Source organism: Micromonospora sp. S-DT3-3-22, from assembly GCF_015354745.1.
Classification (GTDB): Bacteria; Actinomycetota; Actinomycetes; order Mycobacteriales; family Micromonosporaceae; genus Micromonospora; species Micromonospora wenchangensis.
Genome location: NZ_JACGMO010000044.1, coordinates 1 through 24,740 on the forward strand (window position 1 = coordinate 1; position 24,740 = coordinate 24,740).

Below are 24,740 nucleotides of genomic sequence, written 5' to 3' on the forward strand. Positions count from 1 at the left end.
GTGTGCTCTTCCGATCTGCCGGCGTGTCCGACCGGCCCGGCAGCTCCACCCGGAACCGGGCGCCGCCGCCGGGCCGGTCGGACACGCCGGCCCGTCCACCGTGGGCGGCCGCGTGCTGGGCGACCAGCGCCAGGCCCAGGCCGGTCCCATCGCCGCCGGCCCGGTCGTGCGCGGCCCGGCCCCGGACGAACCGGTCGAAGACCACCTCCCGGTCGGCCACCGGCACCCCCGGGCCGGCGTCATCGACCTCGACCACTCCCGTGCCGTCGGAGAGCCACAGCCGCACCGCGACCGGGCCGCCGCCGTAGCGGACCGCGTTGTCCAGCAGGTTGACCAGCAGCTGCTCCAGCCGGCGGGGGTCGACCGACCAGCGTCCCGGCGCGGGCGGCCCGGCGTCCACCAGCGACCCGGGCAGGCCCCGCCCCCGGCACACCTGGTGGGCCAGCGCCACCACGTCGACCTCCTCGCGCTGCGCCGGCCGGTCGCTGCGGGCCAGCTCGATCAGGTCGTTGACCAACTGCTGGAACCGGGTGATCTCCTCGCTGACCAGGCCGGCGGCGGTGGCCGTCCGGTCGTCCAACCGGTCCCGCCGCCGGGCCAGCACGCTCGCCGCCGCCGACAGCGTCTGCAACGGCGAGCGCAGCTCGTGGGCGACGTCGGCGGCGAACCGCCGGTCCCGCTCGATGCGGACCGCGACCTGGTCGGCCATCCGGTTGAACGAGGTGGAGAGCCGGGCCAGGTCCGGGTCGGTGCCGGGGGCGAGCCGGGCCGTCACGTCCCCCGCCGCGATCTTCTCGGCCGCGTCGGCCACCGCCGTCAACGGCCGCAGCCCGTGCCGGGTGGCGTACCAGCCCAGCGCCGCGCCGGAGCCGGCGATGGTGACCGCCACCACGGTCAACGCCAACGCCAGCACCTGGAAGGTCTGCTCCAGCTCCCGCAGCGAGGTGATCTCGTAGTAGCCGGTCGAGTCGGCCAGCGGCACCCCGACCAGCAGCGCCGGCTGCCCGTCGACGCGGACCCGCTGCACCGCCGGCTCGCCGTCGGCGACCATCGCCATCAGCCCGGCCGGCACCGCGCCGGACGGACCCTCGTCGGCGGTGCGGGCGTACCAGCGGCCGTCCCGGTGCACCAGGGCCCGGCGGCTGCCCCCGGTGTCCAGGGTGCGCAGCACCTCGTAGACGTCCGGGGTGTCGGTGTCCAGGCCGGCGCGGACCACCGCCGCGTCGAAGTACGCCGCCCGCAGCGCCGTGCGCTCCCGCTCGTCGAGCAGCGAACGGCGCACCAGCTCGTACGAGATCAACGCCATCAGCGCCGACAGCAGCAACGCCCCGATCGCGAACGCGGCGGTGACCCGGGCCCGCAGGCCGAGCCGCCTCATCGTTGCAGCTTGTAGCCGAGGCCCCGCAGGGTGACCAGGTGCCGGGGGTTCGCCGGATCGGCCTCGATCTTCTGCCGCAGCCGGCCCACGTGCACGTCGACCAGCCGCTCGTCGCCGGTCTCGTAGCCCCACACCCGGCTGAGCAACTGCTGGCGGGACAGCACCCGCCCGGCGTGCTCGGCCAGCTCGCAGAGCAACCGGAACTCGGTGCGGGTCACCGGCACCGGCCGCCCCGACCGGCGCACCTCACCGGCCTCCGGGCTGATCTCCAACGGGCCGAAGACCAGCACCGGCACCGCCGCCGACGGCGCGACGGCGGTCCGGCCCCGCCGGCGCAGCGCCCGCAACCGGGCCGAGAGTTCCTTGATGGCGACCGGCTTGACCAGGTAGTCGTCCGCGCCCGCCTCCAACGCGGCGACGATGTCGTGGGTGTCGTCGCGGGCGCTGACCACCACGATCGGCACGTCGTCGTCGCGGCGCAACTGCCTGATGCACTCGAACCCGTCCAGGCCGGGCAGCATCAGGTCGACCAGGACGTAGTCGGCGGTGTCCTGCCGCTGCGCCCGCAACCCCTCCTCGGCCGTGGCCGCCCCGCGCGCCAGGTAGCCCTCGTCCTCCAGGGCCAGCAGCAGCGCCAGACGGATCCGGTCGTCGTCCTCGATCACCAGTACGCCCGCCATCGGGAAATGGTGCCCGGTACCCGCCGACGATGACGAACCGGGCACGGCGAACGCGGGATTTGTCACGCAACTGACATACGTCCGCGCGGCGGTCGCCAACCTCGCCCCGGAGGCTGGGGCCGGACAGCGAGCGTGGAAGGAGGCCGAGTCGTGGGAGCGTCCCGCCCGGAGTGCACCGTACCGCTGGTGGAGGTGTGCGTCACCGACGACCTGGACCTGGCCGCGCTGGCCCGGTCCCGGCAGGTCTTCGACCGGCTCGTCGCGCTGCGCCCGACCCACGTGGTGGTGGACCTGTCCGAATGCCGGCATCTCGACGCGGCCGGCATCGGCCTGCTGCTCGACGTACACCGCGAACTGGCCCGCCACGGCGGCGTGCTGACCCTGCGGGACCCCAGCGCCCGGGCGTTGCGCGTGCTGAGCGCCGCCCGGGTGTCCCGGGTGCTGCCGATGGTCACCACCCCACGGGCCCTGCGGGTGGACGGCGGGCAGGTCCCGTCCGCCGCCCACCGGCAGCCCGCCGTGGGCCGGGTCCGGGAGCACAGCCGATGAGCGTGCCCGGGATCGTCGCCGCCGTCGTCGTCGGGCTCGTCATCGGCACGCTGGGACGGCTCGTCGTCGGAGGCCGTACGCAGGTCCCGCTCTGGCTCACCCTCGCCGTCGGCCTGGTCGCCGCGCTGCTCGGCACCATCGTCAGCCGGCTCGTCGGCATCGACAGCGACGGCTACACCCTGCGGCAGCTGATCGTGCAGGTCGGCCTGGCCGGGGTCGCCGTGGCGCTGGTCGTCGGCACCGCCGGCGGCCGGACCGAGCCCTGACCCACCGGAACCGGTCGTGGTCCGGCGCGCGGGGTCTCCGGTCGACCACCGCGCGCCGGACCGCGACCACCGGACCGCCACGGCCATCCTCGAGGAGGAGATCCGATGACCGTCGTACCGGACGAACCGCTGATGACGCTGATCTGTGACAGCTGCGGGGCGGTGGCGAGCGGCCCGGCCTGCGTCCTGCCCGACGCCGAGGTGGTCTGGACGTTCGTCGCCGAGCAGGGCTGGACCGGATCGCCGTTCGCCACCGGACCGCACCGCTGCCCCCGCTGCGAGCTGACCCACGAACCGGGCCCGGTGCCGGCGCGCGTCCCGCGCCGCGCCGACCCGCTCGGTGTGCTCGGCGTCGAGCACCTGGACGAGGTCGCGGTCGTCACCGCCGCCGGTGACCTGGACCTCGCCACCGGCGACGCCCTGCACGGCGCGCTGACGGAGGCCGTCGGGGCCGACCGGCACGTGGTGGTCGACCTGGTCCGGGTGCACCTGATCGACTCCACCGCGCTCGGTGAGCTGGTGCGGGCCCGGCAGGACGCCCGGCAGCGCGGCCGGCGGCTCAGCCTCGCCGGGCCGTCCCGGTTCGTCCGCACCGTGCTGCACACCATGCGGCTGGACCGGGTGTTCCCGGTCTTCGACACCCGCCGGGCGGCGGTGGACTGGTCCCGGTCCGCCGCGACCGAGCGGCCCCGGGAGCGGAGCACGGCATGGTGATGCCGTGGCCGCTGCCCGACGACAGCTGGTTCCGTCCGCAGCCCGACCCGCCGGGCCCGCCCGGGGAGGACGTCCGGCTGGCCGCCGAGGTGGCGTACCGGATCGTCGGCGGGGTCGGCCTGCGGGCCCGGCGGATCACCGTCACCGTGCAGAACCGGGTGGCGATCCTCGGTGGGGTCGTCCCCGACGTCGACGCCCGGCAGCTCGCCGGCCAGGTCGCCTGGCAGGTGCCCGGCGTGGTCGACGTGTGCAACGCGGTCAGGTTGGCCGCGAAACGCTGACCGCCCGGCGTCGGGGACGCCGGACGGTCGGCGCGGGACCTCAGCGCGGCGCGGCGACGTGGGCGGGCGGTTGCGGGCCGAAGGCGGCGAGGAACCGGTCGCGGAAGGTGTCCATCGGCCACACCGGTGCGTCCGGCCCGGGACGCAGCCCCTCCTGCCAGCCCCAGCCGGACACCCGGTCCAGCACCGCCGGGTCGCGGGCGAGCACGGTGACCGGCACGTCCCGGCTCGCGTTCGGGCCGGTGACCAGCGGGGACGGCTGGTGGTCACCGAGGAAGACCAGCACCGTGTCGTCGTCGCCGTAGGTCTCGACGTAGGAGATCAGGCTGTTCAGCGAGTATTCGATGGCCCGGCGGTAACCGGTGCGCACCTCGGTGGTGCTGCGCCCCACCACGTCCTTCGGGTTGAACGCCACCGACGTCGGCCGGCGGTAGATCGAGCCGTCCCCGACGTGGTCCCAGTCGAGCATCCGGGGGATCGCCGCCCACGGGGAGTGGCTGGAGATCAGCGGGATCTGCGCCATGATCGGGGCGTGGCCGGGGGTCCGCTCCCGGCGCTGGAAGGTGGCCAGGGTGTACTGGTCGGGCATCGGGGCGTAGCTGAACTGCGGGCCCCGGTAGTCCAGCCCCGCCGCGTCGTGGTAGCGGTCGTAGCCGAAGAACGCCCCCTCCGGCCAGGGTGAGGTGGCCGCCGGCATCACCCCGACGGTCTGCCAGCCGGCCTTCCGGAACGCCTTGTTGAGGGTCAGCCGGTCGCTGGCCAGCAGGCTGTCGTGCCGCTGCTGGTTGTCGATCCACAGCCCGGACAGCAGCGTGTCGTGGGCCAGCCAGCTTCCCCCGCCGGAGGTGGGCGAGGTCAGGAAGCCGCTGCGGGCGGTGAACCCGGCGGCGGCCAGTCGCTTCGTGCCCCCGTCGAGCACCGCGCCGACCCCACCGGAGAACTCCGGGTCCTCGACGGCGTCCCGGCCGTAGCTCTCCACGAAGGCCAGCAGCACGTCCTTGCCGCGCAGCGCGGTGAGCAGCTGGTCGCCCGGGGTGTCCCGGTAGGCGTCCCGGGCCACCTGGTCGGCGAACTCCCGCCGGTCGCGCAGGCCCGCACCGGCCTGGCCGACGTGCTGCCCGACCAGGGTCGCCGTGTTGGAGTCGGCGACCGGCACGCCGAGCGTCGCGGCGGCCACCCAGACGGCGGTCAGGCCGGCCACCACCCGGACGGCGGTCCGGCGGTGCCCGGTCGTCAGCCGGGTCAGCCGCAGCACCGACCGGGTGGTGAGCACCAGCAGGGCGACCACCAGGGCGACCAGAGCGACGGCGGCGGCGACCGCGCCGCCGGTGCCCACCGAGTCGGTGACGAAGGCGTAGCCGTCGTCGAGCAGCACCCAGTCGAGGACCAGGTCGAACGGGCGGGCGAAGCTGGCCGACATGCCCAGGTCGAGGACCTTGACGACGGCGACCAGCCCCAGCGCCACCCCGACCGCCACCGCGGCCGGCCGCCGGGCCCGGCCGGGCAGCGCCAGCAGCAGGGCGGCGGCGACCAGCGCCTCGACCGGCACCCGCAGGAACGCCACCGGGGTGAGCTGGTCGAACCGGCCCGGCGCGGTCAGCACCGCCAGGACCAGCAGCCCGGCCAGCACGGTGGTCACCCGTCCGGCGACCGTACGCCACCGTCCCCGGCCCGCCCCGGCGATGCCCGGCGGCGTCGGATCGGCGGCGACGTCCGGCCCGTCGGCCCCGGCGGGCGCGGCGTCCCCGGAAGGCCCGGCGTCCCCGGCGGGCTCGGCTGCCGTGCTCGGGCGGCGCAGGCGTGACAACAACGACACTCCGGATGGTCCTTCCTGGGGAGGGTCCCGGCGCGCGGCCGGGTCGGCGGGCCGGGTCAGACCGGCTGGTGGGCGACGAACGGCCGGTCGGTGATCGTGTCCACCCGGGGCCGCACCGATGGTACGGACGGCAGCGCCGCGACGGCCGGCACCGGCAGCGCCGCGACGGGCGTCGGCGCGGTGACCCGGGCGGGCCGGCTCGACCGGTGCCACCACAGCCAGCCGACGTCGTGGCCGAACGACTCGACCAGCAGCGCCAACGCCACCGCCGCCAGCACGGCGGTCACCGGCCGGGCCAGCATGTCGGCGGCGACGACGAGCAGCAGCACCCCCTGGGTGGCGGCGACCACCTTGCGCCAGAAGCGGGGCGGCAGCGTCCCCCGCATCCAGGGCAGCAGCCAGCCGGCGACGACGAAGGCGTAGCGCAGGCCACCGATGGCGAGCACCCACGGCCCCACCGCCGGTGTCACCTGGACGCTGAGCACCAGGATGAGGAACGCGTCGACCTCCATGTCGAAGCGCGCGCCGAGCGTGCTGGCCGTGCCGGTGCGCCGGGCCACCCAGCCGTCCACCGCGTCCAGGGCCAGCGCCACCGCCGTCATCGGCACCAGCACCGCCAGCGGGGCCGGGCCGGAGAAACCGGTGACGACCAGGGCGGTCACCCCGCCGACCAGCACCCCCCGGGTCAGCGTCACCCGGTCGGCCGGCCCGAGCCGGTCGACGCCCCGGCGGCGCAGGCCGCGCTGCAACGCGACGCAGGTGACCACGCCGTACGCGAGGCCGGCCAGCCAGCCGGCGACGTCGAGCCCGACGGTCGCGGCCAGCCCGGCCAGCAGGACGGTCTGTGCGGTCAGGCCGAGCACCGGACCGGTTCGAACCCTGGACACCCTGCCTCCGTGTTTATGATCGACGACCTCGGCAGTGGGTACGCAGGACGCGGCCGTTTCGTTCGGTTCCGCCGGCAGAAGAGGAGAAAACCCGCGTGATCCACGATGCCCGGGCCTTCTGGCTCCGCTCCCCCGGCGTCGGCGAGCTCAGGACGGTGACCCTGCCCACGCCGGGCCCCGACGAGGTGCTGGTCCGCAGCCTCTACTCCGGGGTGAGTCGCGGCACCGAGACGCTGGTCTTCACCGGCAGTGTGCCACCGGGCCAGTACACGGCGATGCGCGCCCCGTTCCAGGAGGGCGACTTCCCCGCCCCGGTCAAGTACGGCTACCTCAGCGTCGGGGTGGTCGAGGCCGGCCCGGCGGCGCTGCGCGGCCGGACGGTGTTCTGCCTGCACCCGCACCAGAGCGCGTACGTGGTGCCGGCGTCGGCGGTGACCCCGGTGCCGGACGACGTGCCGGCGGCCCGCGCGGTGCTCGCCGGCACGGTGGAGACGGCGGTCAACGCGCTGTGGGACGCCGCCCCGCTGGTCGGCGACCGGGTCAGCGTGGTCGGCGGCGGGATGGTGGGGTGCAGCGTGGCGGCCCTGCTGGCCCGCTTCCCCGGGGTGCGGGTGGAGCTGGTCGACGCCGATCCGGCGCGGGCGGCGGTCGCCACGGCGCTGGGCGTCGACTTCGCCGTGCCCGAGGCGGCGACCGGGGGCCGGGACCTGGTGGTGCACGCCAGCGCCACCGCCGCCGGATTGCAGCGCAGCCTGGACCTGCTCGCCCCGGAGGGCACCGTGGTCGAGCTGAGCTGGTACGGCGACCGGCCGGTGGAGCTGTCGCTGGGCGGGGCGTTCCACGCCGGCCGGTTGACGGTCCGCAGCAGCCAGGTCGGCACGGTCTCCCCGGCGCGGGCGTCCCGGCGGGACTTCGCCGACCGGCTGACGCTGGCCCTGGAGCTGCTCGCCGACCCGGTGTTCGACGCGCTGCTGACCGGGCGGTCCCGCTTCGCGGAGCTGCCCGCCGTGCTCGCCCGGCTGGCCTCGGGGGAACTTCCCGCGCTGTGCCATCTGATCACCTACGACGAGGAGACGCCGTGTTCAGCGTGACCGTACGGGACCACATCATGATCGCCCACAGCTTCCGGGGGGAGGTGTTCGGGCCGGCGCAGAAGCTGCACGGGGCGACCTTCGTCGTCGACGCCACCTTCCGCCGCACCGAGCTGGACGACGACGGCATCGTGGTGGACATCGGCCGGGCGACCGACGAGCTGAAGGCGGTGCTGGCCGACCTGACGTACCGGAACCTGGACGACGAGCCGGCGTTCGCCGGGCAGAACACCACCACCGAGGTGCTGTGCCGGGCCATCGCCGACCGGCTCGCCGACCGGGTGCACGCCGGTGGGCTGGGCGCGGGCGCCCGGGAGCTGGCCGGGATCACGGTCACCCTGCACGAGTCGCACATCGCCTGGGCCAGCTACGAGCGGTCGTTGTAGCCCGTGCGGGCGGTGCACGTCGTCCTGCCCGGCGACATCGACGACCCGGCCACCCCCAGCGGCGGCAACGCGTACGACCGGCGGGTCTGCGCCGGGCTGGCGGCGGCCGGCTGGACGGTGCGCGAACACGGCGTACCCGGGGACTGGCCGCACCCCGACGGGGCGGCACGGGCGCGGCTGGCCGGGCTGCTCGCGGCCCTGCCGGACGGCGTGCCGGTGCTCTACGACGGGCTGGTCGCCTCGACCGTGCCGGAGTTGCTGGCGGCGCAGGCCGGCCGGCTGCGCCAGGTGGTGCTGGTGCACATGCCGCTCGGCGACGACGCCGAGGCGCGCGCCCTGCCGCTCGCCGACGCGCTCGTCACCACCAGCGGCTGGACCCGGGAGCTGCTGCTGGCCCGGCACCGGATCGACCCGGCCCGGGTGACGGTGGCCACCCCGGGGGTCGACCCGGCCGACGTCGCCCCCGGCACGGCCGCCGGCACCATGCTGCTCTGCGTCGCGGCGGTCACCCCGGTCAAGGGGCACGACGTGCTGCTCGGCGCGCTGACCGGGCTGGTCGACCGGCCGTGGACGTTGGACTGCGTGGGCGCCCTGGACCGCGATCCGGCCTTCGTGGCCGGGCTGCGGGGGCGGGTCGAGCGGGACGGGACGGCCGGGCGGGTGCGCTGGCACGGGCCGGTGACCGGGCCGGCGTTGGACGCGGCGTACGCGGGGGCGGATCTGCTGGTCCTGCCGTCGCGGGCCGAGACCTACGGGATGGTGGTGGTCGAGGCCCTGGCCCGGGGGATTCCGGTGCTCGGCAGCACGGTCGGCGGGGTGCCGGAGGCGCTGGGCCGGGCCGGCGACGGTGCCGCGCCCGGGGTGCTGGTGCCGCCGGGCGACCCGGTGGCGCTGGCTGGCGCCCTGCGCCGCTGGCTGCACTCGGCCGACCTGCGGGACCGGCTGCGCCACGCGGCCCGGGGCCGGCGGGCCGACCTGCCCGGGTGGCCGGCCACCGTGACGATCGTCTCCCAGGTGCTGGACGGAGTGAGGACATGACCGCGTACGCCACCGAACCGTTCGCCGACTGGCTGCGGCTGCGGGAACCCGCCGACGCCGACGCCCGCAGCGGGGACCTGGTCGACCTGCTCCGCGCCCGGCTCACCGGCACCGGGCCGGCCGCCGACGCCGGTGGGGTCGGCGGGCCGGCCGCAGACGCCGGTGCGTCGGGCCTGTCGCCGGCCGGTGAGGGCGGGCCCGGGATGCTGGTGACCGGCGTCGGCTCGGTCACGTCGCTGCGCGGGGACCGGCCGTGGGTGGTGCACGACCTGGGCAGCGGCACCGGGTCGATGCTGCGCTGGCTGGCCCCGCTGCTGCCCGGCCCGCAGCGCTGGGTGCTGCACGACCGGGACCCGGGGCTGCTCGACCGGGCCGGCGCGGCGGTGCCGGTGGCCGCCGACGGCAGCCCGGTGCGGGTGCTCACCCGGCAGGGCGACATCACCCGGCTGACCCCCGCCGACCTGGCCGACGCGGACCTGGTCACCGCGTCGGCGCTGCTGGACATGCTCACCGCCGACGAGATCACCCGGATCGTGGCCGCCTGCGCGGGCGTCGGCTGCCCGAGCCTGTTCGTGCTCTCGGTGGTCGGTCGGGTGCGGTTCGACCCCGCCGACCCGCTGGACGCCGAGATCGCCGCCGCCTTCGACGCCCACCAGCGGCGTACCGTCGACGGCCGGGCCCTGCTCGGCCCGGACGCCGCCGGGGTGGCCGTCGCCCAGTTCGCCCGGCACGGGATGCCGGTGACCGTGCGGGAGACCCCGTGGCGGCTGGGGCCTCAGCGGGCGGAACTGATCGTGGAGTGGTTCGACGGCTGGCTGGAGGCGGCCGTCGAGCAGCGCCCCGACCTGGCCGACCGGACGGCCGGGTACGCCCGGTGGCGGCGGGCCGAGGCGGCGGCCGGTCGGCTCACCGTCACCGTCGGCCACGACGACCTGCTCGCCGGGGTGGAATGAACCGGTTCGCCGGCCGCTACGTGAGAAGGGACAGGATCTCCGGAGGAGGAACCGCGTGTCATCCGACGCCACCGGCACGTCACCCGCCCGCGCCCGTACGGCCTGGGCCTGGGTGAGCAACCTGGGCGGGGTGGCCCTGGTCGGCGCGCTGCTGTGGTGGCTGGGCACCGGTCCGGCCCTGGCCGGGCTACGCCGGATCGACGCCCCGACGGTGCTGGGCGCGCTGGCCCTGGGCGCGCTGGCCGCGGTCGGCTGCGCGTGGCGGTGGCGGCTGGTCGCCGAGGCGCTCGGCGTCCGCCTGCCGCTGGGCACGGCGGTGGCCGACTGCTACCGGGCGGTGTTCCTCAACGCGACGCTGCCCGGCGGGGTGCTCGGGGACGTGCACCGGGCGGTGCGGCACGGCCGAGAGGCCGGTGACCTGGGCCGGGCCGTCCGCGCGGTGGTCTGGGAGCGGACCGCCGGGCAGCTGGTCCAGGTGGTGCTGGCGGTGGCGCTGCTGCTGGCACTGCCCTCGCCGGTGCGGCCGTACCTGCCGACGGTGACGGCGGTGGCGGTGGCGGTCGGCCTGGCGCTGGTGGTGCTGGTGCGGGCGCTGCCCCGGTCGGGGCCGTCGCGGCAGGCCCGCGCGGTGCGCGCCGCCGTCGAAGACGTGCGGGCCGGGCTGCTGGGCCGGCGAACGGGGCCGGGGGTGCTGCTGACCTCGACGGTGGTGGTCGGCTGCCACCTGGCGACGTTCGTTCTCGCGGCCCGGGTGGCCGGGGTCACCGCGCCGCTGGCGGTGCTGGTGCCGCTGACCCTGCTGGCATTGTTGGCGATGGGCCTGCCCGCCAACATGGCGGGTTTCGGTCCGCGCGAGGGCGTCGCCGCCTGGGCGTTCGGGGCAGCCGGCCTGGGTGCCGCCGAGGGGGTGGCGACCGCCCTGGTGTACGGGGCGCTGGTGCTGGTGGCGGCCCTGCCGGGCGCCGCCGTGCTGGTGCTGCGGGGTCGCCCGTCCGCGCTGCGCGGACGACCGGGTGACCGTACGGTGGGAAGCCAGGGTGGTTCCTCACCGGTACCCGCTGCCGGGCTGGCCGGCAGCGCCTGACAGAGGAGACACATGTACGACGCACTGCCGGCCGCGACGGTCCGGACACAGGTCACGGTCCCGCTGCGGTTCCCCGACGGGTACGCCACCACGGCCCGGGTCTTCTCCTTCGACGGGCTGGTGGACGGGCGGGAGCACCTGGCGTTCGGGTTGGGCGACTGGGCGGGCGCGCTGCGCCGGCACGCGGCGGGCGGGGCGGCGCCGCTGGTCCGTCCGCACAGCGAGTGCCTGACCGGGGACGTCTTCGGCAGTCAGCGCTGCGACTGCGGCCCGCAACTGCGCGAGGCGGTGCAGCGGATCTCCGACGCCGGTGGTTTCCTGCTCTACCTGCGGCAGGAGGGACGCGGCATCGGCCTCTACCCGAAGCTGGACGCGTACGCCCTGCAGGACGCCGGGTTGGACACCTACGAGGCGAACGTGGCGCTCGGGCACGACGAGGACGAACGGGACTACCGGGCCGCCGCGCAGATGCTGACGGTGCTCGGGGTGCCGGAGCTGGTGCTGCTGAGCAGCAACCCGGACAAGGCCGAGCAGTTGACCCGGTTGGGGGTGGCGGTGGCCGAGGTGGTGCCGACCGGGGTGTTCCTCTCCCCCGCCAACGCCGACTACCTGGCGGCGAAGGCCAGCCGGGCCGCCGCCCGGGCCGTCGACCTGCCGTCGTTGAACTGAGATGGGTGTCGTACCGGCCGGGACGACGGCCACCGCCGTGCCGGCGTCGACCGGACGGCCGTACGTGCTGCTGAGCTGCGCCACGTCGATCGACGGCTACATCGACGACGCCACGCAGGAGCGGCTGCTGCTGTCCAACGCCGAGGACATGGAGCGCATCGACGCCGTCCGGGCCGGTTGTGACGCGATCCTGGTCGGCGCGGGCACGATCCGGGCCGACGACCCCCGGCTGGTGGTCCGTTCGGCGCGGCTGCGGGCCGCCCGGCAGGCCGCCGGGTTGCCGCCGTCGCCGGTGAAGGTGACGATGACCGCCCGGGGGCTGCTGGACCCGCAGGCCCGGTTCTTCACCGTCGGGGACGCCGAGAAGGTGGTCTACTGCGCCGGGCCGGCGGTGGACAGGGCCACCGAGCTGCTGGCCGGGCTGGCCACCGTGGTCGACGCGGGTGACCCGTTGGACCCGGCCCGGGTGCTGGCGGACCTGGCCGGCCGGGGGGTGCAGCGGTTGATGGTGGAGGGCGGCGCGTCGGTGCACGCCCAGTTCCTCACCGCCGGCCTCGCCGACGAGCTGCACCTGGTGGTCGCCCCGTTCTTCGTCGGCGACCGGCGGGCGCCCCGGTTCGTCGGTGACGGCGCGTTCCCGTGGCATCCCGGCCGGCGGGCCCGGCTCGCCGAGGTACGCCAGATCGGCGACGTGGTGCTGATGCGGTACGCCCTGTCGGAGCGCTGCGCCGACGGGGTGCCGGCATGAGCGACAATCGCCGGATGCGGTGCGCATCGTGGCGGGAGATCCTGTCGGCCCAGCTCGACGGGGAGGAGACCGGCGAGGAGCGGGTGGCGGTGCAGGCGCACCTCGACGGCTGCGCGGACTGCCGCGCCTGGCACGAGGTCGCCGCGATGGTGACCCGACGGGCCCGGACCCGGGTGGTGACGGCGGCGGCACCCGACCTGGCCGGGGCGATCCTCGCCGCCGTGCCGCCACCGGCCCCCCGGCGTGTCGTGCGGTGGCCCGGTGGGCTGGTCACCGGGTTGCGGGTGGCGCTGGGCCTGCTCGGCGCGGTCCAGCTCGCCCTCGGGTTGGCCCAGGTGGGTCAGGGTGTCAACGCCGAGCACCTGCACCCGGCGGGGCAGCACCTGTGGCACGAGTCGGCGGCGTGGAACGTGGCGGTGGGCGCCGGTTTCCTCTTCGTCGCGCTGCGGCGTACCCCGCCGGCCGGGTTGCTGCCGATGCTCAGCGCCTTCGTCGCCACCCTGGTCCTGCTGTCGGTCAACGACCTGGTCACCGCGCAGGTGGCGGTGCCCCGGCTGGTCAGTCACGGGTTCCTGGTCGGTGGCTACCTGATCACGGTGCTGTTGTACCGGCTCGGTCCGCGTCCGGCCGACCCGCCGCAGGGGCGGCGCACCGGCCGGTCCCGGTGGCGGTTGCGGCTCGACGACCTCGACGAGGCCCGCCCGGTGGCGGCGCAGCCGTACGGTGCGCAGGCCCGGGACCGCCGGGCGGCCTGAGCCGCGCCGGCCGTAAGCCTCTGGCAAGGTTTCCGGCGGGTCGCGGCGGGGTGCGCGGGGCTACGCTGACCGGCACGACAGGGAGGTGCCGGTGGCGCAGCGGGTGCTGGTGGTCGACGACGACCGGACGGTCAGCGACGTGGTGTGCCGCTATCTGGAGCACGCCGGCTACCAGGTGGACCACGTCGGGGACGGGGCCGCCGCGCTGGCCGCCGTGGCCGCCGCGCCGCCGCAGCTGGTGGTCCTGGACGTGATGCTGCCGGTGCTCGACGGGTTGGAGGTGTGCCGGCGGCTGCGGCAGCGGCCGGACGGCGTACCCATCGTGATGTTGACCGCCCGGGGTGACGAGGCGGACCGGATCCTCGGCCTGCAACTGGGCGCGGACGACTACCTGAGCAAGCCGTTCTCCCCCCGGGAGCTGGTGCTGCGGGTCCGTTCGGTGCTGCGCCGGGCCGGCGGTGAGCCGGTCACGGCGGCGGCGCGGGTGCTCGACGACGGCGGGTTGACCGTGTCGACCGGCCCCCGGGTGGCCCGGCTGCACGGGCGGGAGCTGGCCCTGACCCTGCGCGAGTTCGACCTGCTCGCCCACCTCATGCAGCATCCCACCCGGGCGCTGTCCCGGGCCGAGCTGCTGGAACGGGTCTGGGGTTGGCGGTTCGGCGACCAGTCCACGGTGACCGTGCACGTGCGCCGGCTGCGGGAGAAGATCGAGGACGACCCGGCCAACCCGCGCCGCATCGTCACGGTCTGGGGTGTCGGCTACCGGTACGAGCCGGTCGATGACTGACCTGGCGCTGATCTTCGGGGCGGCGTTGGCCGCGGCGGGCGGGGTGGGGCTGCTCGGTGCCGGGGTGCTGCGGCTGCTGCGCGGCCGGTCCATCACCGTGCACGTCACGGTGCTGCTGGCGATGACGGTGGGCGCGGTGGTGGCCGGGGTGGCGGTGATCGCCGAGGCGATGTTCCTCTCCCCGCACGACCTGGAGGTGGTGTTGATCACCGTCTCGGCGGCGGCCCTGGTCAGCCTCGCGGTCGGCTGGCTGTTCGCCCGGCGGCTCGCCTCGGCGGCGGTCTGGGCCGACCAGGCGCGGGCCCGGGAACGGCGGATCGAGAAGGGGCGGCGGGACCTGGTCGCCTGGGTCTCGCACGACCTGCGGACCCCGCTGGCCGGGCTGCGGGCGATGGCGGAGGCGCTGGAGGACCGGGTGGTCGCCGACCCGGACACGGTCGACGAGTACCACCGCCGCATCCGGGTGGAGACCGACCGGATGACCCGGCTGGTCGACGACCTGTTCGAACTGTCCCGGATCAACGCCGGGGCGCTGCGGCTGTCGCTGTCGGCGGTGCCGCTGGGTGACGTGGTCTCCGACGCGCTGGCCGGCACCGCGCCGCTGGCCGCCGCCCGCCGCATCCGGCTGGTCTCCGCCGCCTCGGGCTGGCCGACGGTGGCCGCCAGCGAGCGCGAGTTGAGCCGGGTGGTGGGCAACCTGCTGCTCAACGCGGTGCGGTACACGCCGGCCGACGGCACGGTACGGGTCAACGCCGGGCGGGACGGCGACGTCGCCTGGCTGGCCGTCGCCGACACCTGCGGCGGCATCCCGGAGGCCGACCTGCCCCGGCTGTTCGACGTGGCGTTCCGGGGCGAGCCGGCGCGCACCCCGCACGCGGGCAACGGGGCGCTGGCCGGGTCCGGCGGGTTGGGGCTGGCCATCGTGCGCGGGCTGGTCGAGGCGCACGGCGGCCGGGTGGACGTGCACAACGTCGCCGAGGGCTGCCGGTTCGTCGTCCGGCTGCCGATGGCTACCGGCTGACGGCGTCTCGCGGCGGACCTGCGGCGGAGCGGTCGGGCCGCGCGGGCCGGCACCGCGCGGGTCAGGCGGCTGGTGGGCCGGCGGCTGGCGGGTCAGGCGCCGAACTCCTCGGCGATGTCCATCACGTAGCGGCCGTAGTCGGAGCCGGCCATCGCGGCGCCGAGCCGGTGGCAGGCCGCCGCGTCGATGTAGCCCATCCGCAGCGCCGTCTCCTCCAGGCAGGCGATCCGGACGCCCTGCCGCTCCTGCATGGTCTGCACGTAGACGCTGGCCTGGAGCAGCGACTCCGGGGTGCCGGCGTCCAGCCAGGCGAACCCGCGCCCGAGGTCGACCAGGCGGGCCCGGCCCCGGTCGACGTACACCCGGTTGACGTCGGTGATCTCCAGTTCGCCCCGGCGGGACGGCCGGATGTTCTTGACGATGTCGACGACCTCGTGGTCGTAGAGGTAGAGGCCGGTGATGGCGCGGTTGGAGTGCGGCTGGGACGGCTTCTCCTGGATGTCGAGCAGGGTGCCGTCGGGGCCGGTGACGCCGACGCCGTAGCGCTGCGGGTCGTGGACCGGGTAGCCGAACAGGGTGCAGCCGCTGACCGCGGCGGTTTCCTCGCGCAGCAGCCGGGAGAACGCGGTGCCGTGGAAGATGTTGTCGCCCAGGATCAGCGCGCTGGGATGGCCGCCGACGTGGTCCGCGCCGATCAGGAACGCCTCGGCGATGCCGCGCGGCTCGGGTTGCGCGGCGTAGGAGACGGCCAGGCCGAGCCGGGAGCCGTCGCCGAGCAGCAGCCGGAACTGCGGCAGGTCGGCCGGCTTGGCGATGACCAGGATGTCCCGGATGCCGGCCAGCATGAGCACCGACAACGGGTAGTAGATCATGGGTTTGTCGCCGACGGGCAGGAGCTGCTTGGACACCGGCACGGTCATCGGGTACAGCCGGGTGCCCGACCCTCCCGCCAGGACGATTCCCTTCACGGGTCCTTCCCTCCTCCGGCCGTCGACGCCGCCGCGCCGGTCGGGCCGGTTCAGTCGAGGCCGCGGATGAGGTGCGGCTCGGTGTCCGGCTCGGACCAGTCGCACTGCCCGCGCCGGTTCGCCCGCCCCCAGGCGTCCAGGGCGGAGGGCGGCCGGTCAGCGCCGGCCGGCCGGGTGGTACGGGGGCGACCGGGCCCGGGGCGGGCCTCGTCGTCGTCGGCGTCGTCGGTCATCGTGTTCCCCATTCCGGGACGTCTCCCATCGTGACCCCGGCGGCGGGCCGGGCGCACCTTCCTCGTTGCCCAGGTCAACGGTCGAATCGACGTCCGGCGACGGGTGAACCGCCGGGCATCGCTTTTCCGACATCAATCCCCGACCCGGGCGCATCGGGCCATGGCCGCAATCATCACCGGTTAGACGAGGGGTACGCATCCGGAAAAGGCATCTGTTAGCGCCATTCGGAATGCGCGCCGTTGACCATGCATTGAGGGTGCCCTAGCATTGAGGTCAGCTGATTCGACAAAACCGACAAAGACCTTTTCCTGCCATCAAACCACCAGTTGCCGGTGCCGCCCCGGGGGACGTCGCGGAGCCGGAACGACGCTGCATCGTCGCAGCTCAGACAGGCGATTCACGTCGTAGGAGACCAGCACCCACCATTACGCTCGCCGGGGGCACGATGGAAGACCACAGCAGCAGGGCGGTCCGGCGGGTCATCGCCGAAATGCACCAGAATCTGGGGAAGCAATTCAGCGTGGACGAAATGGCGCGAACCGCCCTGCTGAGCAAGTACCACTTCTGCCGGGTGTTCCACAGGGTGACCGGAGTGTCACCGGGACGCTTTCTCTCGGCCATCCGATTCCAACGCGCCAAGCACCTGTTGCTGGCCACCTCGTGGAGCGTCACCGACATCAGTCACCACGTCGGCTATACCAGTGTCGGCACGTTCAGCGCCCGGTTCAGCAGCAGCGTCGGCCTCTCCCCCTCCACCTTCCGCCGGCTCGGCCGCAGCCCCGGGCGGGAGGACCCGCACCGGCCGCCCTGCCCGATCAGGCCCGACCCGGCCGACACCACCGGGCCGACGGTGCGCGGGCAGATCCGGGCGCTTCCCGGCGAGACGCCCGACTGGATCTTCGTGGGGCTGTTCCCGGAACGCATCCAGCAGGGCAGACCGGTCAGCTCCACGGTGCTGCCCGGCCCCGGGCCGTACCTGCTGGGGCCGGTGCCGCCGGGCACCTGGTTCGTCCTGGCCCACGCGGTGCACCGCCGCCGGTCGGCCACCGGCACCCGCCCGCTGCTGGTCGGGCACCACGGCCCGGTGACGGTCGGTGTCCCCTCCCGGTCGGTCCGGGCCGACCTCACCCTGCGCCCCATGCGCACCTTCGATCCGCCCGTGGTGCACGCCGCCGGCCTGCCGTCGCTGCTGCGCACCGGCTGACCGACGACGACGCCGGGCCCGGTGCCGGTGCGCCGGAGGCCGGCCGGGGCCGGGGCGGTCCACGACACCCCGTCGGACACGGACGTGGGGCCGCCCCCCCGACGGGACGGCCCCACGTGGTCGCGGACCGGATCAGCGAGCCATTGCCGGTGCCGCCGGACTGACCGGCACCGACCCCCGACGACGCTCACGGCTGCGGTCGCGCCACCAGATGCCCCACCACATCAGGCCGCGGACGGCACAGACGATGGTGACCGCGAAGAACAGGGTGTAGACCACGTTGAACGCGACCAGCACCCCGTAGACGGCGGCCACGGCGGAGCCGAACATGAACTGGTTGCGGCCCCGGGACGGCGTCGTGCCCGGGTCGGTGATCATGTAGTTGGTGAACAGGACGAACGCCACCCCGGTCATCGGCACCAACGCCGCCCAGATCGCCACGTCCAGCACCAACGCCCGGACCACCGCCTGGATGACGAACCCGCCGAGCCAGCCGACGATCAGCAGCACCTTGCGGGTGAGCATGGCGTTGAGCACCGTGCCGGCGGTGATGATGACCAGCGGCACCATGATGCTGATCGCGTCCGGCACGTTCTCGGTGAACTGGTAGGGCGGCGCGATGTTGACCCAGGAGAAGGCCAACAGCGTCACCGTGATCCCGAAGTTCGAGGGGTTCATGAAGTGCCGCATCCGGCCGTTGACCGGCGCCCGCAGGGCGGTCTTGGCCCCGATCGCGACGACCACGGCGAACGCCACCGGCCAGAACCGGTCGTTGGCGTAGAGGAGCATGTTCGCCGCCAGCGCGGTGATGTGGGTGGGCAGCAGGAAGGTGTACATCCCCCAGACCCCGTTGCCGGCGAACGCGGGTCGCCGCTTGCCGGCCCACGCCGACACCATCTCGATGCCGATCTCGGCGGTGTAGCCCACCAGCAGGGCGAAGAACGGCCAGGTCCACGGCTGCTCGAACCCGAGCAGCGTGTAGCCGATGATGTTGAAGATCGACATCGACATCGCGAAGTTGCGCAGCGCCAGGTAGCGCGGGTCCTTCGCGTCCACCCGGGGCACCGCCGGTCGGGCCGTGGGCGGGGCCGCCGGGTCGACGGGCCGGACCCCGCCCGGGACCGTACGCACCGCGGCGTCGGTCGCGTCTTCCTGTCTGACGTCGGTCATCGGGTGATCTCCTGGGCGTCGGTGGTCAGCATCAGGTCGTGCCAACCGGAGGTGAGCGAGAGGGTCTGTTTGTGGGTCGCGCCGGTCAGGTCACGCCAGCACACCTCGGCCGAGACCGGGCGGTCCCCGGCGGAGCCCAGCCCGAAGAAGACGTCGAAGCTGCGCTTGCCGGAGTGGCCGCCGCCGCCGTCGAGCTGGGCGACCTGGGTGAGCCCGTCGGCGGTACGGATCTTGACCTGGGCGCCGTAGGCCGGCGTCCGGGCGTCCGCCGCGCCGCCCACCGTCGGCCGGTGCAGGCGCAGCCCGAGGAAGCCGCCGGGGGACGAGGCGGTGTTGCGGTAGAAGGCCGGCGGTCCCCACTGCCGGGCGACGGCGAAGTCCTGCATGCCGTCGGCGTTGGTGTCGGCCACCGCGACACCCCGGGTCGGGATGGGCACGTCGAGGCCGAGTTCGGTGTTGAGGTTGACGAACGTCTTGCCCTGCCGCACCCAGAACGCCAGTTTGTCGTTACCGGCGATGTCGTCGCCCGGCTCCGCCTTCGGCCACATCGCCGGGTTGCGCAGCATCAGGTCGTTGGACATCGCCAGCTCCTGGAGCCAGGCCCACCGGCTGGTGGTGCCCTTGATGAACCCGTCGGCCTGCACGACCTCCAACGAGCCGTTGTTGTCGAAGTCGGCCATCTTGGCGTCCCAGCCCCAGCCGGTCCAGGCCATGTTCAACGACGACGCCTTGTTGTCGTACGGGGCCACGCCACGGGTCAGCTTGGCGCGCGCCTCCTGCGGGGTGCCGGTGTTGTTCATCCAGACGAAGTTGCTCTCCTCCAGGCCCCAGGAGCTGGTGATGTTGCTGACGAACATGTCGAACACGCCCCGGTTGTCGAGGTCACCGAAGTCGATCGACATGCCCTTGAACGAGTCGTTGCCGAGCACCATCGACTTCGGGGTGAACGCGCCCCGGCGGCCCTGCGCCTCGGCGAACCTGATCCGGCCCGGGGTCGAGACGTTGTGCAGCAGGTGGTCGTGGCCGAAGTCGTTGGCCAGGTACAGCTCGGGCAGCAGGTCGCCGTCGATGTCGGCGGAGGCCGCACCGAGGGTCCAGCCGGTGGAGACCCGACCCGGGACCGCCTTCTGCTCGACGTACCGGATCGAGGGCTGGTCACCGCCGGTGGCCGCGTCCCACCGCAGCACGTGCGCCCCACCGGAGTTGCGCGCGTGCGACATGGACGCGTTCATCTGGACGTTCGGCTGCCCGTCCGGGTCGAGCACCTGGGTGTCGGGGAAGTAGTTGAACACGCCGATGTCCGGGCGGCCGTCGCCGTCGAAGTCGGCGACCGCCACCGCGTTGGTGTTCCACAGCGCGCCCTGGTAGCGGTTGCCCGGACCGGGTTGGGTGGGAATCAGCTCGGTCGGCGCGTAGCTGCCCAGCCGCAGGTCGGTGGCGCTGGCCCGGTGCAGGAACAGCACCGGGGTCCGGCCCCAGTAGTAGACCAGCAGGTCGGTGCGGCCGTCGAGGTTGTAGTCGCCGGGGACGCAGCCCATCGGCGCCATGGTGGTGTCGGTGGGCAGCGGCCGGGGATCGAGGACGAACGGCTGGTAGCGGGCACCGCTGTCGGGCGCCGGGGTCACCACGGCGGTGTCGCTGCGGGTGTCGACGAGGCACAGGTCGTCGGCCACGCCGTTGCCGTCCAGGTCGTTGAGGGCGATCGCCGCGCCGACGGAGGAGACCCAGGACTTGATGTGCTCGTACTCCGGGTTGACCTCGCGGACCTCACGGGCGACGGGGGCGGGTGGCAGCGCGATGGGCCGTTCGGCGAACTGGAACCGTGCGGCCAGCTCCGACCGCTCGGCCGCGGACGCCTCCGGGCGCTGTGCCACGACGAAGAGAATGCTCAGCAGAACGAGCACAAAGGCTGCGGGAGTTGCGCGGCGAAGGAAGCCGGCAGATTGAGACGGCAACAGTCCCCCTACGTTTTCGTGGGCGCGTCGTTGGCCCGTTGACTGGTCACTCGGAAGTGCCACCGAACGGGGCGGAGATACTGATGATTACCACCCTCCGCGGCGGGGCGAATAACCAACTGATAAGCCACCGATCAGATGACTGCAGCCCTTTCAGGGGCCACGAACATCGTCAGCCAGAAGCCGAATGGAGTCTTCTCATAGCTTGCTCTCCCCCCACCTCGGGGCGGCCGCCGACACATTGATCACACCGTCACAGCGCGTCCGGCAGCGGTCGCGATGCGTCAAAGTTCTCTGACTTTGCTCTCCTGAACCCTCACTCATCCGGGCAGGGACCGTGGTGATAGCTACCGCTTAATAACCTTTGCCGGCTTTCTTCCCCGCAGAGTCGGGCACGCCCGGCCCACCCACCAGATCGGACGAATCCCCGCGCACCACCCCGGTCACTAACCGTCACCTGGCCCGAAAAATGGCCGCACGCTGCACCGATGAGGCCGAGGGCCACCCGACGGATAGCGAGGATCTCCGCTGGCAAATACAGGCGGGATCGATAGCACGACTATCCATGTCGCCGGCCCCACGGCTCATTGCCGCCTATCTTTGGTCGCGCTAGCATCGACTCGGCCACAACGGCCAGAGGCAATTTCGACGGCCGCATCCGCGTTTATGCATTGATCGAGACTAAAGGCTCCATCAATCAGCCGGCATAGACACCGTACGCACGCAGTCGCCACAGCCGTGCCCGGGGGATGCCAACGGCCGACGAATCGAGCACCCTGGGGGAGACCGTGGAAGACGTCATTGAACGGGCGGTGGAGCGAGCCATCGTCACGATGCGGGACAACATCGCCGAGCCGATCACCATCGACGACATGGCCCGCGCCGCGATGTTCAGCAAGTTCCACTTCTCAAGGATCTTCCGCCGGGTCACCGGCGTCTCGCCCGGTCGCTTCCTGTCCGCCATCCGCCTCCAGGAGGCCAAGCACCTGCTCGTCTCCACCACCCTGAACGTCGCCGACATCAGCCTCCGCGTCGGCTACAACAGCGTCGGCACGTTCAGCTCACGGTTCACCCGCAGCGTCGGCATGTCCCCCACCGCCTACCGGCGCTACCGGGGGTTCAGCACGCGCATTCCGCAGGACGAGACCCGGGGTGCCTCGGGGGGGCGCACCTCGACCATCCAGGGCACCGTGGCCGGCCCCGACCAGGAGGATCTCGGTTTCGTCTTCGTCGGGCTCTTCCCCGACCCGCTGCCGGAGGGGCGTCCCGTCCGGTGCGCGGTGCTCAACGGCGCCGGCGCGTTCGAGTTGGAGACGGTGCCGGAGGGCCACTGGTACCTGCTCGTGCAGTCGGTACGCCCCGACGGTTCACCGACCGACGCCCACGACCTGGACCCCGACCACATCTTCGTCGGCTCGCACGGGCCGATCATCGTCCGCCGCGACCAGGCGGTCCCCCCGATCGAGATGCACCTCAAGCCGGCCCGCTCCATCGACCCGCCGGTGCTGCTCGCGCTGCTCGACATCCGCCGGATGGCGCTCGACCAGGTCGGCTACCGGGTCGAGGCGGCCTGACCCCGGCCCACACCAGACGGCGGACGGCGGCGTATCCCACCAGCGGGTGGGATGTGCCGCCGTCCGCCGTGCCCGCCGCCCGACCGGGTCGGTCGGGCGGCCCGCAGGACCACCGGGCGGTGCCGGCCCGGGCGACGGGCGACGGGCGACGGGCGACGGGCGACGGAAAGGATGACCCACCGGACGGAGCCGGCCGGCCCCGCCCCGGGAGATCGGGACGGAACCGGCCGGCGGGACGGGCCGGTGCTGCCGGACGCGTCCGGACGGGTCAGTGTTCCGGCGGCTCCTCCGGGTCGGAGGCGACCCGGGGCCGGCGCAGCAGGATCACCGACAGCGCGATCAGCAGCCCCAGGTCCAGCACCAGCAGCAGACCGTCCAGGGGGTCGGTGCCGACGTGCTGGTGCCCGGTGTCGGGCGCGACATCCGCCGGCGGCAGCAGCGGCGCGGCGCCGACGGCGAAGACGCTGCGCCCGGTGCTCTGCCGCCCGTCGGTGAGCCACACGTGGTAGGCGACCGTGTAGCTGCCCTGCGGCAGGGCGGGCACGGACACCACCAGCTCGGTGCCGTCGCGCCGGGAGGCGCCGGTGCCCACCTGCGGGCCCTGCGCCGGGGTCAACGACACGTGCGCCTCGTTCGGGTCCGGCGTCCCCGGCAGCCGCAGCCGCACCTCGGTCGGCCCGGTGGCCAGTCGGCTGCCGTCCGCGGGCACCACCACGGCGTCGACCGTCTCGGCCGGCCCGGGCGTGCCCGGCGAACGCAGCCACAGCGCGGTCGCCACGGTCACCAGCACCACGGCGACGGCCGCCGTACGTGGCCCGAAGAAGCCACGACGGCGGCCGTCCTGTCCGGCGGTGGTCATGCCGGCGTGAGCGCCCTGACCGGCCGGGGAGCGCAGGTGCAGGCCATCGTGGCCCGCTCGGCGGCGTTCGGTCGCAGGTGCAGGTACATCGCGACCACCATCGGCAGGAAGACGATCGTGTTGTAGAACAGGTGCAGCTCCACCCGGGGCACGAGCAGCTGGAGAATGCTGGTCGGCGCCGGACGGTCGAACAGGAAGTTCCCGGTCTGCGCCTGGAGCAGCAGCAGCAGGTGCTCGATGTGGTGCCAGAACTGGATCACCAGGGCCACCGTCCACCAGGTGCGGGCCCGGCCGACGAAGCCGGGACGCAGCAGCGCCAGCCCGATGAGCATCACGATGGCGTACCCGTAGTGCAGCCACTCGGAGGTGACCAGCCACGGCACGGCCATCCCCAGCACCCCGCGCGACTGCGGGACCGGCCAGCCCAGCACCCAGATCTGGAACGCCTGGGCGAGGTGCTCGGCCCAGTGTGCCAGCACCACGAGCATGTACAGGTTCAGCGCCATCCGGTGGTAGGGACCGTTGAGCAGGCCGAGCGGGCCCGATCGGGACTGGCGGGGTGTGGCTTGGTTCGACATGTCGGGTGGTCTCCCCCATCGGTCGACGGACACCGGCACCGCAGCGGGCCGGGGGACGGCAGCACGCCGTCCCTCCAGGCTGGAACCCGTCGTGGCGGTTGTCGTCTTCGAGCGTGCCGAATATCTACTGTGGTGGGACGCTCAGGCCCCGGCCGGACGCTCGGCGGGAGTGGCGCAGCAACGCGCCAGGTGGCTCTCCTGGGCCATCCGGCGCATCGCCTCGAAGGCCACTTCGGACAGCACGTTCCAGACCGCCATGGCGGTGGCGGAGTGCGCCGACTCGTGCTGGAACTCGTGCGTCACGATCCGCTCCGCGCTCTCGGCGTGCTCGCTGAACACGTCGATGTCGCAGTCGGCGTCCAACCGCTGCAACGCGGTCAGCACGTGGGCGAGGGTGTCGCGGCCCGGCGAGGCGACGTCGACCTCCCAGCCGAGCCGGTCGATGAACGCGTCGACCTGGACCCGGGCCGGCCCGACGTCCGGCGCGTCGTCGTCCTCGGGCTGGTCGGGGAAGAGCGCCCAGATGGTGGCCCGGCACTGCGCGCCCAGGGCCAGCCCCTTGTCGTCGAGGGCGGCCAGCACCCGGCGCACCGAGGACAGGCTCAGTCGCCCGATGCCGGCCAGCACCCGGATCAGTTGGAGCCGGGCGAGGTGCTCCTCGCCGTACTCCGCCTGGTTACGTGCGGTGGGACGGCCCGGCGGCAGCAGTCGCTCCCGGATGTAGAACTTGATCGTCGGAAGTGGAACACCACTGATCCTGGCCAGATCTGAGATGCGCATCCGTCCCCCCAGGGTCCCGGTGGCCACCGCCGGACGCCGTGCGCGGCGGGGCTCCGCCGCCCGGCAGCGGCCGGCCCGAACGTAACGGCGGTGGCACCGCCGTGGACAGCGGACGCCGGGCAGCACGGCGGGTGAAGGCCGTCGGCGCATCCGCGATGACGGCGGCGGAACCGCCCGTCGGCACGACGGCGGCTCCATGGGCAGGGCGGGCACCTCGGGCCGTACCGGCCGGGGTGGTCGCCGCGCATCCGGGACTCATCGCACCTCCCCCAGCACGATGAGCAACCTGAGAGTTGCTCAGCGCAATAGTAACCA

The 24,740-nt window shown here is 74.0% G+C and carries 27 protein-coding genes; 16 read left to right on the forward strand and 11 right to left on the reverse strand.

All coding sequences use genetic code 11. The features are described from left to right. Both H1A17_RS15025 and H1A17_RS15030 read right to left on the reverse strand, forming a co-directional pair. Nucleotides 1-1,378: cell wall metabolism sensor histidine kinase WalK (locus tag H1A17_RS15025; protein ID WP_194822138.1), on the reverse strand; the 1,378-nt coding region annotated here is incomplete at its 3' end. Further along, nucleotides 1,375-2,058, reverse strand: coding sequence for a response regulator transcription factor (locus tag H1A17_RS15030; protein WP_145919702.1), 684 nt, complete (start codon nt 2,056-2,058; stop codon nt 1,375-1,377). The genes H1A17_RS15025 and H1A17_RS15030, both read right to left, overlap by 4 nt. 150 nt (nt 2,059-2,208) lie before the next feature. Between H1A17_RS15030 and H1A17_RS15035 the strand changes: the two genes are divergently transcribed. The 4 genes from H1A17_RS15035 to H1A17_RS15050 all read left to right on the forward strand — a co-directional run bounded on the left by H1A17_RS15035 (nt 2,209) and on the right by H1A17_RS15050 (nt 3,868). After that, complete coding sequence (locus tag H1A17_RS15035; RefSeq protein ID WP_145919701.1) at nt 2,209-2,607, forward strand: STAS domain-containing protein; 399 nt, start codon at nt 2,209-2,211, stop codon at nt 2,605-2,607. After that, on the forward strand, nt 2,604-2,873 hold the full coding sequence (locus tag H1A17_RS15040; RefSeq protein ID WP_145919700.1) for a GlsB/YeaQ/YmgE family stress response membrane protein: 270 nt from the start codon (nt 2,604-2,606) through the stop codon (nt 2,871-2,873). The genes H1A17_RS15035 and H1A17_RS15040 overlap by 4 nt, the downstream gene beginning before the upstream one ends. Before the next feature lie 105 nt (nt 2,874-2,978). Next, nucleotides 2,979-3,587 carry an STAS domain-containing protein gene (locus tag H1A17_RS15045; RefSeq protein WP_145919699.1) on the forward strand — a complete coding sequence of 203 codons (609 nt, stop codon included), beginning with the start codon at nt 2,979-2,981 and terminating at the stop codon, nt 3,585-3,587. After that, on the forward strand, nt 3,581-3,868 hold the full coding sequence (locus H1A17_RS15050; protein ID WP_145919698.1) for a BON domain-containing protein: 288 nt from the start codon (nt 3,581-3,583) through the stop codon (nt 3,866-3,868). Before H1A17_RS15045 ends, H1A17_RS15050 begins: the two co-directional genes overlap by 7 nt. A gap of 40 nt (nt 3,869-3,908) precedes the next feature. Here the strand turns inward: H1A17_RS15050 and H1A17_RS15055 are convergent, their stop codons facing one another. Both H1A17_RS15055 and H1A17_RS15060 read right to left on the reverse strand, forming a co-directional pair. Next, nucleotides 3,909-5,684, reverse strand: coding sequence for a sulfatase-like hydrolase/transferase (locus tag H1A17_RS15055; protein WP_194822153.1), 1,776 nt, complete (start codon nt 5,682-5,684; stop codon nt 3,909-3,911). 56 nt (nt 5,685-5,740) lie between these two features. Continuing rightward, nucleotides 5,741-6,571, reverse strand: a complete 831-nt coding sequence (locus H1A17_RS15060; RefSeq protein WP_145919697.1) for a CDP-alcohol phosphatidyltransferase family protein — start codon at nt 6,569-6,571, stop codon at nt 5,741-5,743. Nucleotides 6,572-6,666: 95 nt separating this feature from the next. Between H1A17_RS15060 and H1A17_RS15065 the strand changes: the two genes are divergently transcribed. From H1A17_RS15065 to H1A17_RS15115, 10 genes are all read left to right on the forward strand, one after another. After that, nucleotides 6,667-7,662, forward strand: coding sequence for a zinc-binding alcohol dehydrogenase (locus H1A17_RS15065; protein WP_194822139.1), 996 nt, complete (start codon nt 6,667-6,669; stop codon nt 7,660-7,662). Then, on the forward strand, nt 7,650-8,048 hold the full coding sequence (locus tag H1A17_RS15070) for a 6-carboxytetrahydropterin synthase (protein ID WP_145919695.1): 399 nt from the start codon (nt 7,650-7,652) through the stop codon (nt 8,046-8,048). The genes H1A17_RS15065 and H1A17_RS15070 overlap by 13 nt, the downstream gene beginning before the upstream one ends. Before the next feature lie 3 nt (nt 8,049-8,051). Beyond that, nucleotides 8,052-9,086 carry a glycosyltransferase family 4 protein gene (locus tag H1A17_RS15075; RefSeq protein ID WP_194822140.1) on the forward strand — a complete coding sequence of 345 codons (1,035 nt, stop codon included), beginning with the start codon at nt 8,052-8,054 and terminating at the stop codon, nt 9,084-9,086. Then, the gene (locus tag H1A17_RS15085) at nt 9,083-10,039 is read left to right on the forward strand and encodes a class I SAM-dependent methyltransferase (protein ID WP_228543580.1); all 957 of its coding nucleotides are present in this window, start codon (nt 9,083-9,085) and stop codon (nt 10,037-10,039) included. The genes H1A17_RS15075 and H1A17_RS15085 overlap by 4 nt, the downstream gene beginning before the upstream one ends. Before the next feature lie 55 nt (nt 10,040-10,094). Next, nucleotides 10,095-11,123 (forward strand): lysylphosphatidylglycerol synthase domain-containing protein, encoded by a 1,029-nt coding sequence (locus H1A17_RS15090; RefSeq protein WP_194822141.1) that lies wholly within the window; start codon nt 10,095-10,097, stop codon nt 11,121-11,123. A 12-nt stretch (nt 11,124-11,135) separates the two neighbouring features. Beyond that, nucleotides 11,136-11,792: a GTP cyclohydrolase II gene (gene ribA, locus H1A17_RS15095; RefSeq protein WP_145919692.1), complete on the forward strand. Its 657-nt coding sequence runs from the start codon at nt 11,136-11,138 to the stop codon at nt 11,790-11,792. Between the two features lies 1 nt (nt 11,793). Next, nucleotides 11,794-12,540 (forward strand): dihydrofolate reductase family protein, encoded by a 747-nt coding sequence (locus H1A17_RS15100; protein WP_145919691.1) that lies wholly within the window; start codon nt 11,794-11,796, stop codon nt 12,538-12,540. A gap of 14 nt (nt 12,541-12,554) precedes the next feature. After that, nucleotides 12,555-13,295, forward strand: coding sequence for a zf-HC2 domain-containing protein (locus H1A17_RS15105; protein WP_145922787.1), 741 nt, complete (start codon nt 12,555-12,557; stop codon nt 13,293-13,295). Between the two features lie 91 nt (nt 13,296-13,386). Further along, nucleotides 13,387-14,082: a response regulator transcription factor gene (locus H1A17_RS15110; protein ID WP_145919690.1), complete on the forward strand. Its 696-nt coding sequence runs from the start codon at nt 13,387-13,389 to the stop codon at nt 14,080-14,082. Further along, nucleotides 14,075-15,103: a sensor histidine kinase KdpD gene (locus tag H1A17_RS15115; RefSeq protein WP_145919689.1), complete on the forward strand. Its 1,029-nt coding sequence runs from the start codon at nt 14,075-14,077 to the stop codon at nt 15,101-15,103. The genes H1A17_RS15110 and H1A17_RS15115 overlap by 8 nt, the downstream gene beginning before the upstream one ends. 92 nt (nt 15,104-15,195) lie before the next feature. On the opposite strand, the gene rfbA is transcribed toward H1A17_RS15115, so the two are convergent. Then, the gene (gene rfbA, locus H1A17_RS15120; RefSeq protein ID WP_145919688.1) at nt 15,196-16,071 is read right to left on the reverse strand and encodes a glucose-1-phosphate thymidylyltransferase RfbA; all 876 of its coding nucleotides are present in this window, start codon (nt 16,069-16,071) and stop codon (nt 15,196-15,198) included. A gap of 50 nt (nt 16,072-16,121) precedes the next feature. Continuing rightward, entirely contained in the window at nt 16,122-16,304 is a 183-nt protein-coding gene (locus H1A17_RS15125; protein ID WP_194822142.1) for a hypothetical protein, read from the reverse strand. A 446-nt stretch (nt 16,305-16,750) separates the two neighbouring features. On the opposite strand from H1A17_RS15125, the gene H1A17_RS15130 reads away from it, so the two are divergent. Continuing rightward, nucleotides 16,751-17,509, forward strand: a complete 759-nt coding sequence (locus H1A17_RS15130; protein WP_145919686.1) for an AraC family transcriptional regulator — start codon at nt 16,751-16,753, stop codon at nt 17,507-17,509. A gap of 132 nt (nt 17,510-17,641) precedes the next feature. Here the strand turns inward: H1A17_RS15130 and H1A17_RS15135 are convergent, their stop codons facing one another. Both H1A17_RS15135 and H1A17_RS15140 read right to left on the reverse strand, forming a co-directional pair. Continuing rightward, nucleotides 17,642-18,679, reverse strand: coding sequence for an enediyne biosynthesis protein (locus H1A17_RS15135; protein WP_145919685.1), 1,038 nt, complete (start codon nt 18,677-18,679; stop codon nt 17,642-17,644). Further along, nucleotides 18,676-20,583 (reverse strand): CRTAC1 family protein, encoded by a 1,908-nt coding sequence (locus H1A17_RS15140; RefSeq protein WP_145919684.1) that lies wholly within the window; start codon nt 20,581-20,583, stop codon nt 18,676-18,678. The genes H1A17_RS15135 and H1A17_RS15140 overlap by 4 nt, the downstream gene beginning before the upstream one ends. A gap of 839 nt (nt 20,584-21,422) precedes the next feature. Here H1A17_RS15140 and H1A17_RS15145 point away from each other — a divergent pair. Next, complete coding sequence (locus H1A17_RS15145) at nt 21,423-22,208, forward strand: helix-turn-helix domain-containing protein (RefSeq protein WP_145919683.1); 786 nt, start codon at nt 21,423-21,425, stop codon at nt 22,206-22,208. Nucleotides 22,209-22,476: 268 nt separating this feature from the next. Here H1A17_RS15145 and H1A17_RS15150 read toward each other — a convergent pair whose 3' ends face one another. The 3 genes from H1A17_RS15150 to H1A17_RS15160 all read right to left on the reverse strand — a co-directional run bounded on the left by H1A17_RS15150 (nt 22,477) and on the right by H1A17_RS15160 (nt 24,425). Continuing rightward, the gene (locus H1A17_RS15150) at nt 22,477-23,067 is read right to left on the reverse strand and encodes a copper resistance CopC family protein (protein WP_194822143.1); all 591 of its coding nucleotides are present in this window, start codon (nt 23,065-23,067) and stop codon (nt 22,477-22,479) included. Further along, on the reverse strand, nt 23,064-23,645 hold the full coding sequence (locus H1A17_RS15155) for a hypothetical protein (protein ID WP_145919681.1): 582 nt from the start codon (nt 23,643-23,645) through the stop codon (nt 23,064-23,066). Before H1A17_RS15155 ends, H1A17_RS15150 begins: the two co-directional genes overlap by 4 nt. A 141-nt stretch (nt 23,646-23,786) precedes the next feature. Further along, on the reverse strand, nt 23,787-24,425 hold the full coding sequence (locus H1A17_RS15160) for a MerR family transcriptional regulator (protein WP_168222484.1): 639 nt from the start codon (nt 24,423-24,425) through the stop codon (nt 23,787-23,789). Nucleotides 24,426-24,740 lie beyond the last annotated feature (315 nt).

Coding starts and splice junctions, on each gene's coding strand:
- H1A17_RS15085 (WP_228543580.1), top strand. CDS start 9,083: ATGACCGCGTACGCCACCGAACCGTTCGCCGACTGGCTGCGGCTGCGG.
- H1A17_RS15130 (WP_145919686.1), top strand. CDS start 16,751: ATGGAAGACCACAGCAGCAGGGCGGTCCGGCGGGTCATCGCCGAAATG.
- H1A17_RS15040 (WP_145919700.1), top strand. CDS start 2,604: ATGAGCGTGCCCGGGATCGTCGCCGCCGTCGTCGTCGGGCTCGTCATC.
- H1A17_RS15100 (WP_145919691.1), top strand. CDS start 11,794: ATGGGTGTCGTACCGGCCGGGACGACGGCCACCGCCGTGCCGGCGTCG.
- H1A17_RS15045 (WP_145919699.1), top strand. CDS start 2,979: ATGACCGTCGTACCGGACGAACCGCTGATGACGCTGATCTGTGACAGC.
- H1A17_RS15155 (WP_145919681.1), bottom strand. CDS start 23,645: ATGTCGAACCAAGCCACACCCCGCCAGTCCCGATCGGGCCCGCTCGGC.
- H1A17_RS15125 (WP_194822142.1), bottom strand. CDS start 16,304: ATGACCGACGACGCCGACGACGACGAGGCCCGCCCCGGGCCCGGTCGC.
- H1A17_RS15135 (WP_145919685.1), bottom strand. CDS start 18,679: ATGACCGACGTCAGACAGGAAGACGCGACCGACGCCGCGGTGCGTACG.
- H1A17_RS15115 (WP_145919689.1), top strand. CDS start 14,075: ATGACTGACCTGGCGCTGATCTTCGGGGCGGCGTTGGCCGCGGCGGGC.
- ribA (WP_145919692.1), top strand. CDS start 11,136: ATGTACGACGCACTGCCGGCCGCGACGGTCCGGACACAGGTCACGGTC.
- H1A17_RS15150 (WP_194822143.1), bottom strand. CDS start 23,067: ATGACCACCGCCGGACAGGACGGCCGCCGTCGTGGCTTCTTCGGGCCA.
- H1A17_RS15105 (WP_145922787.1), top strand. CDS start 12,555: ATGCGGTGCGCATCGTGGCGGGAGATCCTGTCGGCCCAGCTCGACGGG.
- H1A17_RS15030 (WP_145919702.1), bottom strand. CDS start 2,058: ATGGCGGGCGTACTGGTGATCGAGGACGACGACCGGATCCGTCTGGCG.
- H1A17_RS15160 (WP_168222484.1), bottom strand. CDS start 24,425: ATGCGCATCTCAGATCTGGCCAGGATCAGTGGTGTTCCACTTCCGACG.
- H1A17_RS15050 (WP_145919698.1), top strand. CDS start 3,581: ATGGTGATGCCGTGGCCGCTGCCCGACGACAGCTGGTTCCGTCCGCAG.